The 17346-nt window shown below is 41.8% G+C and carries 18 protein-coding genes; 3 read left to right on the forward strand and 15 right to left on the reverse strand.

Annotation, left to right across the window (positions count from 1 at the left end):
- From NCCP2222_RS08725 to NCCP2222_RS08760, 8 genes are all read right to left on the reverse strand, one after another.
- The gene (locus NCCP2222_RS08725; protein WP_248511531.1) at positions 1-933 is read right to left on the reverse strand and encodes an ABC transporter ATP-binding protein; all 933 of its coding nucleotides are present in this window, start codon (positions 931-933) and stop codon (positions 1-3) included.
- Positions 930-3344, reverse strand: coding sequence for a hypothetical protein (locus NCCP2222_RS08730; protein ID WP_248511533.1), 2415 nt, complete (start codon positions 3342-3344; stop codon positions 930-932). The genes NCCP2222_RS08725 and NCCP2222_RS08730 overlap by 4 nt, the downstream gene beginning before the upstream one ends.
- 90 nt (positions 3345-3434) lie before the next feature.
- Positions 3435-4328, reverse strand: coding sequence for a transcriptional regulator CcpC (locus NCCP2222_RS08735; RefSeq protein ID WP_248511534.1), 894 nt, complete (start codon positions 4326-4328; stop codon positions 3435-3437).
- Positions 4315-5805, reverse strand: coding sequence for an MDR family MFS transporter (locus NCCP2222_RS08740; RefSeq protein WP_248511535.1), 1491 nt, complete (start codon positions 5803-5805; stop codon positions 4315-4317). The genes NCCP2222_RS08735 and NCCP2222_RS08740 overlap by 14 nt, the downstream gene beginning before the upstream one ends.
- Before the next feature lie 175 nt (positions 5806-5980).
- Positions 5981-6421: a cyclic-di-AMP-binding protein CbpB gene (gene cbpB / locus NCCP2222_RS08745; protein WP_248511536.1), complete on the reverse strand. Its 441-nt coding sequence runs from the start codon at positions 6419-6421 to the stop codon at positions 5981-5983.
- A 186-nt stretch (positions 6422-6607) separates the two neighbouring features.
- Entirely contained in the window at positions 6608-6859 is a 252-nt protein-coding gene (locus NCCP2222_RS08750) for a hypothetical protein (protein WP_248511537.1), read from the reverse strand.
- 69 nt (positions 6860-6928) lie between these two features.
- Entirely contained in the window at positions 6929-7687 is a 759-nt protein-coding gene (fadH, locus tag NCCP2222_RS08755; RefSeq protein WP_248511538.1) for a 2,4-dienoyl-CoA reductase, read from the reverse strand.
- Positions 7688-7831: 144 nt separating this feature from the next.
- Positions 7832-9874, reverse strand: coding sequence for a putative bifunctional diguanylate cyclase/phosphodiesterase (locus tag NCCP2222_RS08760; protein WP_248511539.1), 2043 nt, complete (start codon positions 9872-9874; stop codon positions 7832-7834).
- A 237-nt stretch (positions 9875-10111) separates the two neighbouring features.
- On the opposite strand from NCCP2222_RS08760, the gene NCCP2222_RS08765 reads away from it, so the two are divergent.
- Complete coding sequence (locus tag NCCP2222_RS08765) at positions 10112-10573, forward strand: YkyB family protein (RefSeq protein ID WP_248511541.1); 462 nt, start codon at positions 10112-10114, stop codon at positions 10571-10573.
- A gap of 105 nt (positions 10574-10678) precedes the next feature.
- Here NCCP2222_RS08765 and NCCP2222_RS08770 read toward each other — a convergent pair whose 3' ends face one another.
- From NCCP2222_RS08770 to NCCP2222_RS08790, 5 genes are all read right to left on the reverse strand, one after another.
- Positions 10679-11545 carry an NAD(P)-dependent oxidoreductase gene (locus NCCP2222_RS08770; RefSeq protein ID WP_248511543.1) on the reverse strand — a complete coding sequence of 289 codons (867 nt, stop codon included), beginning with the start codon at positions 11543-11545 and terminating at the stop codon, positions 10679-10681.
- Positions 11546-11716: 171 nt separating this feature from the next.
- The gene (locus NCCP2222_RS08775; protein WP_248511545.1) at positions 11717-12958 is read right to left on the reverse strand and encodes a hypothetical protein; all 1242 of its coding nucleotides are present in this window, start codon (positions 12956-12958) and stop codon (positions 11717-11719) included.
- Positions 12916-14112, reverse strand: coding sequence for a DUF58 domain-containing protein (locus tag NCCP2222_RS08780; RefSeq protein ID WP_248511547.1), 1197 nt, complete (start codon positions 14110-14112; stop codon positions 12916-12918). Before NCCP2222_RS08780 ends, NCCP2222_RS08775 begins: the two co-directional genes overlap by 43 nt.
- On the reverse strand, positions 14112-15047 hold the full coding sequence (locus NCCP2222_RS08785; protein WP_248511549.1) for an AAA family ATPase: 936 nt from the start codon (positions 15045-15047) through the stop codon (positions 14112-14114). Before NCCP2222_RS08785 ends, NCCP2222_RS08780 begins: the two co-directional genes overlap by 1 nt.
- A 26-nt stretch (positions 15048-15073) precedes the next feature.
- Entirely contained in the window at positions 15074-15241 is a 168-nt protein-coding gene (locus NCCP2222_RS08790; RefSeq protein WP_282570684.1) for an aspartyl-phosphate phosphatase Spo0E family protein, read from the reverse strand.
- A 213-nt stretch (positions 15242-15454) separates the two neighbouring features.
- On the opposite strand from NCCP2222_RS08790, the gene NCCP2222_RS08795 reads away from it, so the two are divergent.
- Positions 15455-15643: a YkvS family protein gene (locus NCCP2222_RS08795; RefSeq protein ID WP_375709169.1), complete on the forward strand. Its 189-nt coding sequence runs from the start codon at positions 15455-15457 to the stop codon at positions 15641-15643.
- 50 nt (positions 15644-15693) lie between these two features.
- Positions 15694-16311: a hypothetical protein gene (locus NCCP2222_RS08800; RefSeq protein WP_248511551.1), complete on the forward strand. Its 618-nt coding sequence runs from the start codon at positions 15694-15696 to the stop codon at positions 16309-16311.
- Between the two features lie 75 nt (positions 16312-16386).
- On the opposite strand, the gene NCCP2222_RS08805 is transcribed toward NCCP2222_RS08800, so the two are convergent.
- Together NCCP2222_RS08805 and NCCP2222_RS08810 are read right to left on the reverse strand one after the other, a co-directional pair.
- Complete coding sequence (locus NCCP2222_RS08805; RefSeq protein WP_248511553.1) at positions 16387-16833, reverse strand: MarR family winged helix-turn-helix transcriptional regulator; 447 nt, start codon at positions 16831-16833, stop codon at positions 16387-16389.
- 72 nt (positions 16834-16905) lie between these two features.
- Positions 16906-17346, reverse strand: a 441-nt coding sequence (locus NCCP2222_RS08810) for a sensor histidine kinase (protein WP_248511554.1), incomplete at its 5' end; no start/stop codon positions are given.

Raw genomic sequence — 17346 nt, forward strand, 5'->3', positions numbered from 1 at the left:
TCACTCGGCTCCTTTCGTTATTTCCATAAAGACATCCTCAAGATTCGTCACATGTTCCATGAATGAGACAATCGGAATTTCCTTTTTGACTGCTTGTTGCAATAAAGAAATTTGGCTTACTTCATTCCCCAAATACTTAAACGTGATTCCATCACCTGTTTCAAGCATTTCAATAGTAGAAACATGAGGCTGTTCTTCAAAAAATGAGAGTGCCCTGCTGACGGCATCAATTGGCACTTTGACTGTAATTACTTTTTCACCTTGAAGTTTGGCTTGAATTTCTGGAACGGAACCATGAGCGATCAATCTCCCGTTATCGATTACTCCGATCTCGTCGCACATCTCGGCTAATTCAGGAAGAATGTGGGATGAAATTAATATAGTCTTCCCCATCTTTTTTAGCGTTTTTAAAATATCTCTCATTTCCACTCGTGCACGTGGATCTAATCCGGAAGCCGGTTCATCTAAAATGAGAACCTTCGGATCGTGAATGAGACTTCGTGCCAGACAAAGTCTCTGCTTCATACCCCTCGACAGCAAATCTACGTAGGAATACCTTTTATGGGTTAGATTCACTAGTTCAAGTAATTGTGGAATTAGCTTTCTCCTTTCTTCCACAGGTATTCCGTAGCTGGCTCCATAGAAATCCAAATATTCATCTGCTTTTAATTGGTCATACACGCCGAAAAAATCTGGCATGTAACCGATCAATCGCCGGACAGCAGCCGGTTTTTCCCTTACATTGACGCCGTCGATGATTACGTCTCCAGAAGTGGCTTCCAATAAAGTCGACATGATAAGGAAAGTAGTCGACTTCCCAGCGCCGTTCGCACCCACGAAGCCGAAGACTGTGCCTTCATGTAAAGTTAAGTTTAAATTATCCAACGCCGTAAAGGAGCCGTATTTTTTAGTGAGTCCTTTGATCTCTATCATTTTGCCACCTCGCCTTCAACCTTTAATTGAGGTGCCCGCGCCTCTGTCCCTTGTTGTGTATCATGGAAATCCATCCGAATCTTCACTTGGCCATTCGCTGAAATATAGGGATTCGGTTGATCAATGGTGATTTTCTTATCTGCCGGAAGTGCATCATATTGTTCTGTTTGGCTATTCCAGATGGTGACCTCATAGCGATCTGTTTGAATCTTGGATAGTTCAATCATCTTCCAGCCCAATTTCTGTTTCAGCAGTTCTTCAGGAATTTGCCAAGTTTGAATATAAACATCTTCATCAAAATAATAAGTATCTGACTGATAACCGATAGAAGAAGCTTCGAAGTTGTTTGTCTCCGAAACAAGCTGAACTGCCATAGCTTCGGGATCGACGGTGAACAGGCCATTAATTTCAACCTTCGCTTCAATTGGCTGCATAATCATCGTTAAAGCGGATGTTTTCGCAGTTTTGACATCTTCCAAATTGACATCGACAAGCTGTGTATCCGTATAACCGGAAATCATCGGTTTAGCTGGGGCTGTCGGCATAGTCGAATCAGCGAACGTAACGATGCTTTCTTTCCTCATTTCCATTAAGTCGTCACTTTGGGTTGGACTTGGTCCATAATACATTTGATTTGAAGATCTTTTGGCAATAAGAGCTGATGTTTTTAATGTTTCTTTAACATCTGCAGTTTCCCCTGGTCCGAGGTCACCGACTTTGATTTGTCTAGTTCCCGACCAGATAATAATGTCAGTTAAGGCAAAAGGAAAATGGTTCGTTACGGTTCCTGTTAGCTCTTTATCACGCACGATCAGATCCGTTTCGATAGAGCCCTCTGATGGAACGGCAGTTTTCCCTACCAATGATGCAACATTCCAATAGCCGACATCGCGCAAATGCATTTTTGAGCCAGCTGCATCTCTTTCCAACATTGCTGTTTTATGTGCTTCTATCTGAGTTGGACCAAACAGCGTATTCATTGTGGAGGATGCGCTTAGTGTAGTAGTAGATGGGGCACTGAATGTGAAATCTCCTGATTTATTCGTCAAGATCGTCTCAACAAAATAACCTTCCATCCCACCTTCGGGCAAGACATTTAAGAGAGCAGTCTGCTGCAGTTGGGCTTTTCCAATCCGATCTTTTGCTCCATATGCAAAGATAAAGATAGAAGTCATAATGGCTATTGTCGGCACAATCCACCAAGTGTGTTCCCGTTTATCCTTCTTCTTCAGGAAAATGTATAAGACCGGAACGATAATAATGATATAGAGAATGATAATTCCGACTAATAATGGCGCAGATACTTTAAAGGAAGGGAATAATTCATTCGCATTTCCGATTGTATATCGAATTACTTCCAAAGGATTTTCATAGTAGCCTTGACCGTTTGCTACATTTTTTTGTACTTGCGCATTTAGCAATGCATTCCACCATGCCGTCGTTCCAGCGGTTTTAGAAAAAGGTTCATCTCCAAACGAGAAAGACGTCTGGATAACGGCTCCCTTACCCACTTCACGGATGCCGGCTAACGGCTCTGTTCCCGACCCGTATAATACTTGGGCGCCTTTACGAACGGATGTTTTCGAAGAGGTGATTGGCTTGTCGAATTGTTCCGTGCTTGCCCAGTTGTTTAAGACGGATGAATCGATACTGTCTTTACCCTCTTGTTCTAAAGGAAGCAAGTCTGCAAACAAACCAGATTCCGCACTTAACTGATCCGAGTCGCTGAAGACAGCAATTCCGCCTTGATTCACCCATTCCACCAGCGCTTGCTGTTCCTTCTGTGGTAAATCGGCTACAGGATATTCATCGAAGACGATAAAGTCAGTCGCCCCCCAGCCATCTGCTTCTTCCGGGAACTGGTTGACACCAACCTTTGAGGCATCGATCAACTGCGTAGAAGACGTATTAGGAAATCTGACTCCGCGCAAACCGGCAAGGCGATCCATATTGCCTGTGAAAGCCGTGATCAATTTGACATCATCGTAATACATTGCAGTGACAATTTGTTTTGAACCTTTATAGTCAATTTCTTTCCCTTTTTTCCATCCACCTTCATAAAAATGAATGGACTTCGAATTACTGGAAGATCCATACATATTGTAATCAAACATTCGTGGTATAACGAAAGAAATCGTTTTCGTCTCACCCGCACCGATATCTAGCGGGAAAGATTCCCCAATACCGGTATCATACGATTGCAGCAAATCAATAACGACATCGCCGCTGAATGCAGTCCCTTTGTTTTCAATGACAATTGTCACTGGTGCTCCCCTGCCATATTTCGCTTTCCCATCTATACCTGCGGTAACTGTAGCACGAAGTTCAGGTGCCGCCATTGCATGAGTAAGCGGGGTCGCCAATAAGGCGAACATGAACAAAAGAACGATTCCCCACCTATTTTTCAACATTCCGATAATCCTCCCATCAATTGACTCCATTGCTTATTTCTATTTATCTACCTAATTAGTACGTCAATAAAGAATTAAAGTTCCCTTAAATTACAACTCTGTTTCTTTTCTGAATTTATCAGCCCGCTGTTCAACAATTTGGGCAAAAGCGGCCACTTGTTTCAATGAAAAGGTTGAATCATATCCAATAAGCCATGTATCACGAGTCAGTTCGAATTCTTCTTCACTATTTAATAGAGGAATCATGTTGACATCTTCGTCTCCGTGCAGCGTTATAGATGGCAAAATCGCATACCCGATGCCATTTAATGCGAGCTGCTTGCATGTTTCAATCTGATCGACGGTGATCTGCCTCTTGGGATTTTTGGAGAAATGACGCTGCCACCATCTTTGAATTTCCATATAGTAATTTGAGTCGCTTTTAAATTGAATGAAGGGTCGTTCGCTGTTTTTCAATTCTTCAATAGATTTGATTTCTTTATCCACCAGATAGAGTTGGTCACGAAACAAATACGTTTTTCTACTTTTCCAATCGACTTGTCCACGGACGATGCCGACATGGGCTTCTCCCTCATATAATGCTTTAACAATCTCAGAACTCCAACCTGTCATCAGTGATATTTTGGCATCTGGATACAAGTTGACATATTCTTTCAGCACTTGGGGGAGCCACGTTTGACCGACAATGGAAGCACAAGCAATTTTCAAAGTACCATATACCTTATTGCCTAATGAGGCGATCATCTCAGCCGTTTCTTCTTTCTTGGCGATGGTGTCATTGGCATATGCGATAACAAGCTCTCCTGCTGGAGTTGGTTCCAGGCCTTTTTGAGAACGGACGAACAGTAAGGTTCCCCAATCCTTTTCGATGGTCTGTAAACGCTGGGACAACGCAGGCTGAGACAAAAATAACCGCTCAGCTGCTTTCCTCATATTTCCTTCCTCGTAAAGTGCTTTAATAATCTCCAATTCAGTCGTTGTCATGTAGGTTCACCTTTCCCCGCGGTATCCGCAAAATAAATAGTAAGCTAATGACTGCAAACAGAGCTACCGTCCCATACACCCATTGTAGCGAATGGTCGAGGCCTGCTTGTAATTCTGCAAGCTCCTTTACTGGAAGCTGCTGTCTCGTTTCTTCTGTCAGCAATGCGTTAATATCATTCACGCCATAGTCGACATGTTGGTTAGAAAAAAACGACATTAATGAACTGTTCAGAACAGCGCCAAAAATTGCGGCACCTACTGTATTTCCAAAGTTTCGCATAAACATATTGGCAGCCGTAGCTGCTCCTCTTTCAGCTCGTGAAACAGCCCCTTGAATGGTTACAATAAAAGAAGTACTAGTCAGTCCCATTCCAACACCAACGAAAAAACTCGAAGCCGCTGCCCATAACGGACCTGACCCAGCGCTCATCAAGACGAATAAAACCGAACCGACTACTAACGAAATCCCTCCCGCAAAGGAAACAGGAAAGGGACCATACCGAAGCAATAAATGCCCAGCCACAGAAGACGAGATCGGCCATCCGATCGACATGGCGGTTAATGTAAAGCCCGCGATTATAGCCGGCTGTTCCATGACACCTGTGACATATGTCGGCAAATAAGAAGAAACGCCAATTAATATGACACCCGTCGTCAACGAAACGATATTTGCGTATAAAATGATTGGATTCTTCCACAATGTAAAGGGAAGCATCGGATTTTCTGCTTTTCGCTCAACAAAAACAAATAAAATGAGTATAACGAGACCAACGATCAATATGCCTAAACTGATAGCAGAAATCCGTTGAAAGGATTGTCCCCCTTCTACAAGCCAATAAAGGATAATGGATAGGGAACTTGTTAATAGAATAGCGCCTTTCATATCGATGACAGCTTTCCCCTCAACCTTTGGTTCATGTAGAAAGAAATAAATCCCTGCCATTGCGAGCAAGCCGAGCGGTACATTCACCCAAAACACGTAGGCCCAATCCAAATACTCGACGATCATACCACCGATGACCGGACCTGATACAGCTGAAATCCCCCAAACACTTGATAAATATCCTTGTATTTTTGCCCTTTCTTCTGTCGAATAAATATCACCGACAATCGTCGTCGCAATTGGCATTACAGCCCCCGCGCCTAATCCTTGAATAAGCCGGTAGACGATCAACAGCTCCATTGAACCCGCAGTTCCACAAAGGATAGATCCCACTAAGAAAATCGTCAATCCGATAAAAAAAATCGGCTTTCTTCCAAATAGATCAGCCAATTTTCCGTAAATTAACACGGTAACAGTACTCATCAGCAAATAGGCTGAAAAAATCCAGCTATATCGGGAAAAACCTCCTAAATCTGAGGCAATTGCGGGCATGGCAGTTGAAACAATGGTTGCTTCCACTGCTCCTACAAACATGGCCAGCATGACGGAAACTAATACAAGAGGGCGTTTCGTTGTCTTTTGCACATTTTTCATTACTACTATCCAACTCCTTTAGGAAAACAATATAATTCCGTTCCTTCTGGAACAAAGGGCTGTCTTCTGACAGCTCTACAAATAATAAAAGGCTCCATTACGGAGCCTATGATCTCATCCTATCCGTCCGTTCGCAAAAGGAACTGAAGATCGTTTCAGACAATGTTATCAGTGATCACGGAGTTGTATATATAAATTTTTTAAATTGCTTGAGAACAACTCTTCTTGTTAATATGCCTGCAAAAACGCCATCGTCATCAGTTACACAAAGAAAAGGGTGGTTTATCAGTAAATCCAAGCCTTTTTGAAAACGGTCTGTCGTTTTCACGTTTGGAATATCAGTCTGCATGATTTCATCGACTTTAATCGTTTCAAGTCGTTCATATTCAATTCGTTCCAAGCCTAATATCGCATCCGTGATCATCCCGATTCCTAGCAGACCCTTCAAACGATTTTGGGAATCTAGTACTGGAATGGCCGAATAACCTGTTTTGGTAAGGACAAGAAGGGCGTGTTCCGCAAAATTGCCAATCTGCACATGAGCAACTTTCTCAGCTGGGATCAGATACTCTGCAATCGGCATAAAAAGAAAATCCCTGTTGTTGACAGAAATCAAGATAAATCCGCTCCTTCTCTATCTAAACTATTCAATATCATATTTCCTCCCTTATCATACCATATGTACCACCCCATCTGCTCGTGGAATTTTCCAACTATAGATAGTGAGAAATGGGGCATCATTCTGTCAATAAGTTCAAAACGAGACATTTACAGATATACAAGCAAAAAAGAAAAGCCCCTTCTAATAAGAAGAAGAGGCCCAGTAATAAAAGATAACGATTAAAATAAAGATAGAACTTACCAAAATGACCCACAAAATCGGATTGACTGTGAAAGGATGTTCCTTTACAACATCCGGGATGGGGCGGTCCCTTTCATTTAAGACAACTTTCGGCATGTTCAGCTTACGGACTGCCTTCGTCCCAATCCAGATAATAATGCCGACGACAAGCAATGTCGGGATTACCCAAACATCAAAAAAGTAATATGCCACTTTCAACCATCCTCCTGCAACTAATCGTGTGCATTAGCATGTGCGAAAAGGCAAGACTTATCCATTTTTTTAGAAAGGATATTGATTAAGCCATTGGCCGCCGTCCAATGTAACAATTTCACCATTCATATAAGATGCTTTGTCCGACATAATAAATGCGGCCAGCTCAGCGATCTCTTCCGGTGTTCCTGTTCGGCCAAGTGGGACAGATTGAATCGTTCGTTCCTTCGCCTTCTCTGATTGAAACAGCTTCTCCGCTCCGCCGGTACGCTCGATAGGACCAGGTGCAATTCCGTTGACTCGGAAGCCATATTTCCTCCCCCACTCTACAGCGAGTGTTCTGGTTAATGACATGACCCCTGCTTTCGCGGCAGCCGAATGTACAACGCCTGGACCTGCGTCCCAGGCATACGTCGCCAACATATTTAAAATGGATCCCTTCATCCCTTTCTTGATCCAATAGTTTCCGACCGCGCTAGAACAGTAAAACGTACCATTCAGTACAATATCGATAACTGCTTTCCATCCATTTGGCGACAGCTCTTCCGCATGGACAATGAAATTCCCGGCAGCATTATTGATCAGCCCATCAATTTTACCAAACTTCTCATCGGCGAAATTGACCATAGCTTGCACTGATTCAACGTCACGGACATCCATTTGAAATACGGAAGCCTTGCCTCCCATTTCTTCATTAGCTGCCTGAAGCCGATCCACGTCTCGTCCTGTAATGATGACGTCTGCTCCCTCTTGCACAAACTTTGCGGCCATCGCCTTCCCCATTCCGCTTGAACCGCCAGTGACAATAATCACCTTACCTGTAAACATTTCTATTCCCCCTTTATGAATGAATCTTCACTCACTATATTAGCATATACTGGATGAATTTTCGATCCTTGTTTCATTTAACCACATGGCCTAAATAAGACATAAAAAAACTGCCTGAATCCTAACAACCCAGACAGTTCCTTATCAAAATTCTTTGAAATACTTTTCCACAACTTCTTTGGCAGGAATTGCTTTGCTGAAGAGGAAACCTTGCGCTTTATGGCAGTGGGCGTCCTTTAATATCTTCGCTTGCAAATCCTTTTCTACCCCTTCGGCGATGACTTCCATGCCGAGATTATGGGCAAGATTGATAATCGTTTTTGCGATCGCCTCGTTTTTTTCATCACTTTCAATATCTTTGACAAATGAACGATCTATCTTGATAATATCGATCGGATATGACTTCAAGTAACTTAAAGAGGAATATCCTGTGCCAAAATCATCTACTGATATTGTCACGCCGATGCTTTTCAGCTCATTTAAGGTAGCTAGCGTGTCATTCATATGCATTAACGCGCTTTCCGTAATCTCTACTTCCAACGATGAGGGTTGTATTCCATGAGAACGGATAATTTTTTTTACATTGTCTGCCAGATTGCCCGTTTGAAATTGCTGTGGAGAAATATTAACGGCAATCCGCACCGGCCTAAACTGTTTTGCAGACCACTCTTTCAATTGGGAACAAACCCGATCCAATACCCATTCCCCGATTTGATGAATTAACCCGGATGCTTCCGCAATCGGAATAAATGTGGCAGGTGACACAAAACCAAATTTACGATTATTCCACCGTAGCAACGCCTCAAAACTACTAATATGGCCTGATTTCAAATTTACTTGCGGTTGATAATGAATCTCCAGCTCTTCAAACTCAATGGCACGTCTAAGATGAGCCTCCATAACTGCTGTATCCGGAAATGCTGTATTCATTTCTTTTTGATAAAAACGATAATGTGCCCTTCCCCGATCTTTCACATATTGGATGGCCCGCTCACATTTATGAAGCAATTCTTCCAAAGACTTTCCGTTTTCAGGGAAAACAGCTATCCCGATTGACGCGGATAAAAAATATTCCTGATGGTGATAATAAAACGGCCTGCTGAAATCACTCAAAATCTTTTGGGAGAACTTCTCTACATCTGTTAACAAATGGCTTCGCATTGTAATAATGAATTCATCTCCGCCATTGCGATACAATTTCCCTGATCGGGGACAGATCACTTTGATCCGTTCCGTAATTTTCTTAAGTATTTCATCGGCACCCGTTCTACCGAGTGCTTCATTAATGGTAGAAAACCGGTCCAAATCCACATGGATAAATGCCAGATGCTCTTCACTTTTCAACGCATACTCAGAATCCTCATCAAAATGTTCTTTCAATGCTTTCCGATTCCATAAGCCCGTCAATTGATCATGATACGATAAAAAGAGAAGCTTTTCATTATTCTTTGAATGAATAGATGTATCACGTAAAATGAGATGGATTTCGATCGTTTCTTCATCCACCGAGACCGGGAGAGTCTTAACATAGGCAGGTAAATAATGACCCAACTTATGGCAAAACAAACTGCCATCCATCTCCAATGATTCGCCTTTCAGTGCTTTGGAGAATAGTTGTGTGAACGCTTCCCGCTGATCTGCCGCGAATAATTCACCGATGTCTTTGCCTACTAGATCCTTCGCATGGTAGCCGAACGCACTGTAAACTGCTCGGTTCGAATCAATGATATCATTCTGACAGTCCACCGTAATAATGGGATCCAAATTATCTTCTATCAATGAAGTATATTTTTGATGGATTCGCTCTCTTTCTTTACGTTCTTTTGCCAACTCGTCATGGAAACGCAGTTCAATCCAGAATAACTGCTCGTATGATTCTGTCTCAATCGGAACATACGCCACTTCGAACATTTCATTCGAGATCGGGTGACAGATTATGGTACGATGCGCATGAACATCTTTTGAAACCACAAGGTCTTTCAAAGGGTGCCAAAGCGAACCAAACCGTGCAGCTGCAGTTGCTGTCTCCACATCAGGAAAATGACGAAGTGCCGCCTCATTCATTTCAAGAACCAAATAATCCTCTGCATCTTTTTTCCCAATTAAGAATAAGAGTGAATATGGATGGGCAGTGACATAAGTCTCCATGTATTGTATGTATGAATCTTGCAAAACTAATTTTCCCATGAATGCCTCCATGTATGCACAAACTGGTACAGCTTGCTTTCTCAATTGGTTTAATTTGAAAAATATTGACTTGTAACCACTTTTCCCCTCACTATTTTTCAAGTATACCTTTAATATCGACAAAAATATAGAGAATTCACTACCCCTTGATCTTTTTTTCGACATCAGTTTGGCAAAATGCAAATATACCATTATGATGGGATTACAATAATCATTTAATGAAGGGAGGAGAATATTATGGATAATCGTCTTACACCACACAATTTGGCTGTAGCCATTTATACAATTAACCGCCACGCAAAAACAGCAATTGATAAAAAAGCACTATATCAGTTGAAAAATGAGGCCATCAAAAAATTATTGGATGAAGGGAAAGCTCAAAAAATAGGACTGCATTTTGTAGAGAATCCGCAATATAGTAAACAAAGCTCCACTGTACTTGTTGAGTGTGGAGATTTTCTTTTTCACACGCTACCTGAGAAAAACGACTTTGACACATTGCCCCATCTCGGTGAACAGGATCAAACCTATCGGAATCCAAAGGAAAGAATGAATTTACGAACAGCACGTATGATTTTGGACAAGTATGTCCATCCGATGCAAGAACCGTCTAAACAACCTCAGAGAAAACCACAGAAAATGGAACGTTCCCCTATGTCAAATACTAGCCGTTTCCGTTCTTCTTATTTTGATTCGTAAAATAACCACTTCTCCCCTTTACTCACCAAATCTGCCGAAACATAAGTTTCAGCATATAAAAAGGCTTTCTGTCATTACATCGAACAGAAAGCCTTTTTCTATTAATCAATCAAGATATGCCAAGTAAAGTGCTTGCGTCCCTTTTGATCCATACCCTTCCGCAACCAGATCATCATACATTTCTCGTGCAAGGGAAAGCCCAGGCAGGCGCAGATTCATCGCTTCGGCTTCCTGAAGCGCAATGTCCATATCCTTTTGAAAGTGTTTTATGTAGAATCCTGGCTCAAAATTACCGCTCAGCATACGTGGCGCCAGGTTGGACAGTGACCAAGAACCTGCAGCTCCAGAGGAAATCGACTCAAGAACCGTGTCTAAATCAAGACCCGCTTTTTTGCCATACGCCAAGGACTCACAAACGCCGATCATATTGGTTGCAATCGCAATTTGATTACACATTTTGGCATGCTGTCCAGCACCGGCTTTTCCTTGATATACAATTTGAGCACCGAATATCTCCAAAACAGGCAAAGCACTTACGAACGTTTCCTTATCCCCTCCACACATAATCGAAAGGGTCCCATTTCTAGCTCCCACATCGCCTCCTGAAACAGGGGCATCCATTGCATGCATTCCGAGCTTCTCCGCTTCTTTGGCAATTTTTATCGCCAATGTAGGACTGGATGTCGTCATATCTATAAAGATCTGCCCCTTTGAAGCTCCTGCAAAAACACCATTATCCGAAAAATATACTTCCTCCACATCATGAGGATAACCGACCATTGTGAAAACCATATCCGCTTCAACAGCAGCCTCCCTTGGGGATGAAACCCATTTGGCTCCTTCATCAACAAGTGGCGCAGCTTTTTCAGCAGTTCTTGTAAAAATGGATACCTCATGCCCTGCTTTGAGCAAATGGCGAACGATACTCGCTCCCATCACACCGGTGCCGATAAACCCTATTTTCTTTTGCATTCCCGCTCTCCTCCAATCGGTTCTTTTCTCTATCGTACCAGAAAACCAATTCCTTCACTAATCGAAAAATAAAAAAAAGGAGGACAGAACCTATAAGTAGGATCCGTCCTCAAAAGGGGGAAATGAGAATGTTGCTGTGTTCAATTATAATATCCCCCGCTTGAAACAACTTTAAACATCTTTTTTAAAATATTTATCTTTAATTTTTTCGATTTCAGTTAAGAAAAGCTGAAAGTCAGATTCCGTGGGAGGACGGGAACCATATCGAACGTTGTTATAAATATCGAAAAGGGGTTTATTATTCCCCCAGCCCATACGCCCAAACCATTCAGAAATCGTTTCACCGCGCATTCTGGACATGTCCTTCTGCTGTGCTTCTGTTTCAAAACGTTCAAATGTCTTGCGGATTTCGTCTTTTGCAGCTGAATAGTCATAGCTTAATCGGCCCTCCTTCGCCAGGCGGTCTTTTCTGCCTCGGAATGCGAAGGAATAGTTTACTTCTTTCTTCTGGTCACGTCCCTGTCTCTTTTTACGTATCAAATAAATCATAACTGCCACTAATAGGATCATCACCGTGATAAAAATGACTGTTTCAAACATGCTGCCAGAGTTGCCAAACACCGTTGCTTCTTCATCCATTCGAAAATCAACAAAATGATCTTCTTCCTCTAAATTTTCCTCTATAAATGTTTCTGCTCCATTTTTGAGAAAATCTAAAATAGGCTCCATAAAAATACCAAACGAACGGAATACACTACCAAACAGAAAACCGAATACACCTGCAATTCCTGTTCGGATCAAATCCATTCCGAAGTAAACAATTAAGTAAACAGCTACACCAAATCCGGTAATGTATCCAAAAACCTTACCAGCTTCTTTCATTTGGAAATTACCCGTTTTCATACTTGTAATCCATATAGTCAAAAGACGTGTTAAAAAGTACAAAAAGGAGGTAGCCAAATAAAGAAACGCCAACTGATCCAGCAGTTCAAATACGTTATGGTAAATAAACATCATTCGCACAAGAAAATAGAATCCGACAAATACGACCGTATTAACAAAAAGGAATGGCCATCCCATTATTTTAGTATCACTAAAATTGGCCTGAACCCTCCAAAAAGTAAAAACGAAAAATATGATGACATTTAATAGAGGTGTGTTAAATAAGAGCAATGGCAACGTGACAGCCAGACTAATAAGTAATCCTAAAGGCAGAGAGTAATCTCTCTTTTGAAAAATGATATAGGACAGAATGCCGCCAGCTATGGCTAGCAGGAGCCAAATATACGGAGTTCCAGTAGTTGTTTCTCCTAAGAAAAAGACGAATACATAGACGAGCAAAAACAATTCAACTGTCAGCCGCTCGGAAATCAAGAATCGGTTCCCGTCTCGTCCAGTTGTTCTTTGTTCCATTCTTCGTCATCCCCTTTTTCTGCAATAGCATCCAACTTCACAACATACTTTTTAGACCAGTTTTTGATCAATGCTTTTATTTTTGGACTTTCATGGCTGATCATCACAATCGTATCGGGGAGTTTGCCTTTAGACTCTAAATTCAGTAGCATTGTCTCAAATGGCATCTTCGCATGTTTTTCGGATAGTCGCGCCAAAGTTTCCAGTGTACGCAAAAATTGCACTTTCCCAATTCCATTCGGTAAATAAAAATACGGCGTAGACGCAAACGTATGTATATTAATAGCTACCGAGTATGGTATATTATGAGACTCACAATATTCTGCGTAGGACGCCAGACGTTCCACTTTCTCCTCAAACTCTTGTGACCTGTGGTCTTTTTCAATTACATTAAGCAGTAAAATGACGGTTCGGTCGCTAACAGGCAGAAATTGCTTTGTTTGCAGCTTCTGCATCCTTGCACTTGCTGTCCAATGGATTTGATCAAAACGGTCAGTCGGCACATAATCCCTCGTGCCAATTGGTTGAAAGACATCTTGATAAAGTGAGCGTCTCTGGTCGAATTCACCTGGACGGAAAGGAGAAGACTGCAAATGATCCTCTCTCTTTTTCACTTTTGGATAAACCAGATTTTCGAAACGGACCGGTTCATTTAATTCCATCATGACAGAACCGTCTCCAAATAAATGTGGTATTTCAAGAATGACACGGGTAATCCGTGACAGCCCACGCTTCTTACCTTCTAAAGGAATTCGCAATTCTATTCTTTTATTTTGGCCAATGGCAAATGGAACCGATATATCGTAAATCCCGCTGAAATGTTTTATATTATCTTCCCTAGGAGCGACTGCATCTTCAATTGATAATTTCAAAGTTCCGTTCCATATGGGAACTCCCCCATTTTCAAAGAGGAATACAAGTTCTTCTTCATCTCCAACAAGATAACGATTTCCTTTTCCCTGCAATTGAAAGGTGACTTCCTTTCCAACCTTGGAAAAATAGTAATTTTGGAAGCCAAGCATAGCAAATACAGCTCCAAAGCAAGCCCCCAGCAACTCCTGTCCTAAGATGAAAGAAAAAAGGAAAAGTGTAAAAGTAATTATCATTCCATTATAAATCCACTTAAAACCATTTTCGTACCGTATCCAGGTCATTAGACTGTCGCCTCAATCGGAGCCGGTATGGAAAAGACGATTTCGTCCAAAAGGTCGTGCAAACTTTTTGTTAATACTCCTTCTGTTGACAATTCCATTCGATGCAATGCAGCAGAAGGTAAAATTGTTTTAATATCGTCAGGCGTGACAAAATCCCTGCCGTTAAGAAATGCATATGTTTTGGACGCTTGCAAAATCGCTAGCGCCGCACGAGAACTTAGCCCTAACTCCAAGTAAGGATGCTCCCTTGTGGCACGTACAATTTTTAATATATACCGCTCAATGTCTTCATGCACCATGACATCCGAAGCCTTTTTCGACCACTCCGCTACAGTTGCTGTATCAATCAGCGCTTTTGTCCGAATTTCACCGGGCGCCTTGCTATATTGCCTGAGAATTTCATGTTCTTCTTCAAAAGTAGGATAATCGATAACCAATTTGAAAAGAAAACGATCCAATTGCGCTGCAGGCAGTGGAAAAGTGCCCTGCTGGGATTCAATTGGGTTTTGCGTAGCAATGACCATAAAAGGAGTCGGCAATTTCATTGTTTCGCCATCAATCGTAACTTGTCTTTCCTCCATTGCCTCCAGGAGGCTCGATTGCGTTCGAGGTGTTGCCCGGTTTATTTCATCTGCTAAAAGTATATTAGTGGAAACCGGTCCTTCTTTTAATACAAAGTCCTGTGTCTGCGGATTATAGAAACGGATTCCTGTCACATCTGATGGCAACACATCGGGTGTGAATTGAACCCTTTTGAACAGCCCCTTAAAAGCATTGGCGAAGCTCTTGGCCATCATCGTCTTCCCAGAACCCGGAACACTCTCCAAAAGAACATGCCCCTGTTGCAACAATGCGATCAGCATCATATTAAATTCTTTTTCACGACCGATGATTGCCTGATTCAATTCTTTTTTAAACTCTGCGATTGTAGTCATTTTTCATCATCCCCTCACAACATATCTTATTTCTGCTCCGTATACGCTTCCAAAGATACACCGAATTTGTTCAATAAGAAATCAAGCTTCTTGCTCAGCTTAATCGTCTCTTTAGAGGTGAGCCCTTCCTGTTCTGCAGATCGGATCAACTGGTTTCGTACGGATTCGATTTCCTCCTCCAAACTAAATGGCAAGGCTCTTCCCCCTTCAAACAACAAGTACCTAAATAATCATTATACACTAAATAAATTGAAAAGTGATGAAAATTTTTTGACATAATACGACAAACTTCTATGTATTTATCTATTCATTTTTGGTTGTAAAATGATTACCTAATAAAACACTTTACGTTTTGCAATTTTTAAGGCAAACTATAGAAGAATTCAAGCCACAAGGAGTTGGATGTTATGAAAATTGCAGAAGTAGGCAACATTATAGAGTTCAAAGACGGCCTGAAAGGGATTGTGGAGAAAGTAAACGAAAACTCGGTTATCGTCGACCTAACTTTCATGGAAAACTTCAACGATTTAGGATTGGAAGAGAAAACTGTAGTCAACCATAAAAGGTATACCATTCTACACGGAAGTGACGAGTGAAACATTTTCGTTTTCATTACGTCCAATACAACATATAGGAGGGATTTTCTATGAAACTCAATTGGAAACTAGTATCAACCGGAATTGCAGCAGCCCTATTTCTAACAGCATGCGGAACCGACAAGGACAGCTCTACGCCGGATGAAGGTTCAACTGCACCCGATCAAGTGGTGACAGATCAAGGGTCAGAAGAAAACGGCACGCCAGCCTCCGAAGATGCACAGAAAGACAATGCGTTAGATAATGCGGAGTCCGTAACAAGCGATGAACAGAACTATACGATGCAAGTTTTATCAGGATTTACATTAACGGCTGAAGAACCTGGCCGGGATGTTCTATATTCCGATAAAAACTCTGAAGCGTTTATGCGAATTGAAACGAAACCGAATGATGGAGAAAGCTATGATGATTGGGTAGCCAACTCACAGGAGCTCGTGAAGGCATCGACAGAAGAGGATGTACAAAACGTGACAGATGCCAATTTGCTTCCATCTGGGGAAGGCATTGAGAATGCGGTCGCATTTAACTCCAAAACGGATGAAGTTTCTACAACAGGCGTCGTATTTGTTAAAGGCGATCTACTCGTTAGATTGACCATTTTCGACACACCTGGAGATGATCTTGGTGCTGACTTTATAAAAATGGGCCAAACCATTCAAGCTAAATAATATGAATCAAAAAGGAGCTCTGTCAAACGTGATTGTCTCATCACATTTGACAGAGCTCCTCTACTTTGGAATTACTCACATAGACAGGTCTTTAATGGACAGTCCTAACTTCCGTAGAAGATGAATCGCCTGCTCCTGCTCTTCTGACGTTAATCCAGACATGATAGTTTGCATGTTCTTCGCGTGAGACGGGAAAATCGAATGAATCAATTCTCTGCCTTCCTCTGTGATCTCCATGAAGGTGACCCGCTTATCTTCCTCGCAAAAAACCCGCTTTAAGAGGCCCTTTTTCTCCAATTTATCGACCACATATGTCATAGAGCCACTGCGAAGCAATATTTTCTGCCCTATTTTTTGTATAGGCTGCCTGCCCTTATGAAACAGTAATTCCAAAACAGCAAATTCTGTCGGATTCAATCCATACGTTTCAATTAATTTATTGGCCTCTTCCGAAATCACCTTGCTAGCCCGGCTAAGAACAATAAATAGCTTTAACGCGCGTTCAATCTCTTCTCTCTCCACTTCCAAATCCACCCTCTATTTCAACCTAGATAACACTATTATACTGGCTGTTTCGGGCGACTGTCAAAGTTACTACGATACGACAGTTTGCTTAATACTTTCCAACTCGATTGCAGCATTGGCTGCACGAGGAAATTTCAACAGGAACCTAGTCCCTCTGCCAACTTCGCTTTCGACTGAAATGGTCCCTCCATGCTCTTCCACTGTTTTAAGGACAAACGGCAATCCTAAGCCTGTTCCTCCAGCTTTTGAACTGAAGAATGGCATGAATACTTGGTTGACTTGCTGTAAAGACATGCCTTTCCCTGTATCTCCAATCGATAGGATCAATTGACCATCTTCCTCATCACTTGAAATAGTCAATGTTCCACCTGCTGTCATGGCTTCAAATGCATTCTTGCAAAGATTTAAGATGACTTGCTTCAGCTTATCAATATCACCATAGACAAAAGGAGTTGAACACAGATTCCGATTTTGAACAATGTGGATATTTTCAAGAAGTGCTTTCGGCTC

This window comes from Sporosarcina sp. NCCP-2222, from assembly GCF_023168145.1.
Lineage (GTDB): Bacteria > Bacillota > Bacilli > Bacillales_A > Planococcaceae > Sporosarcina.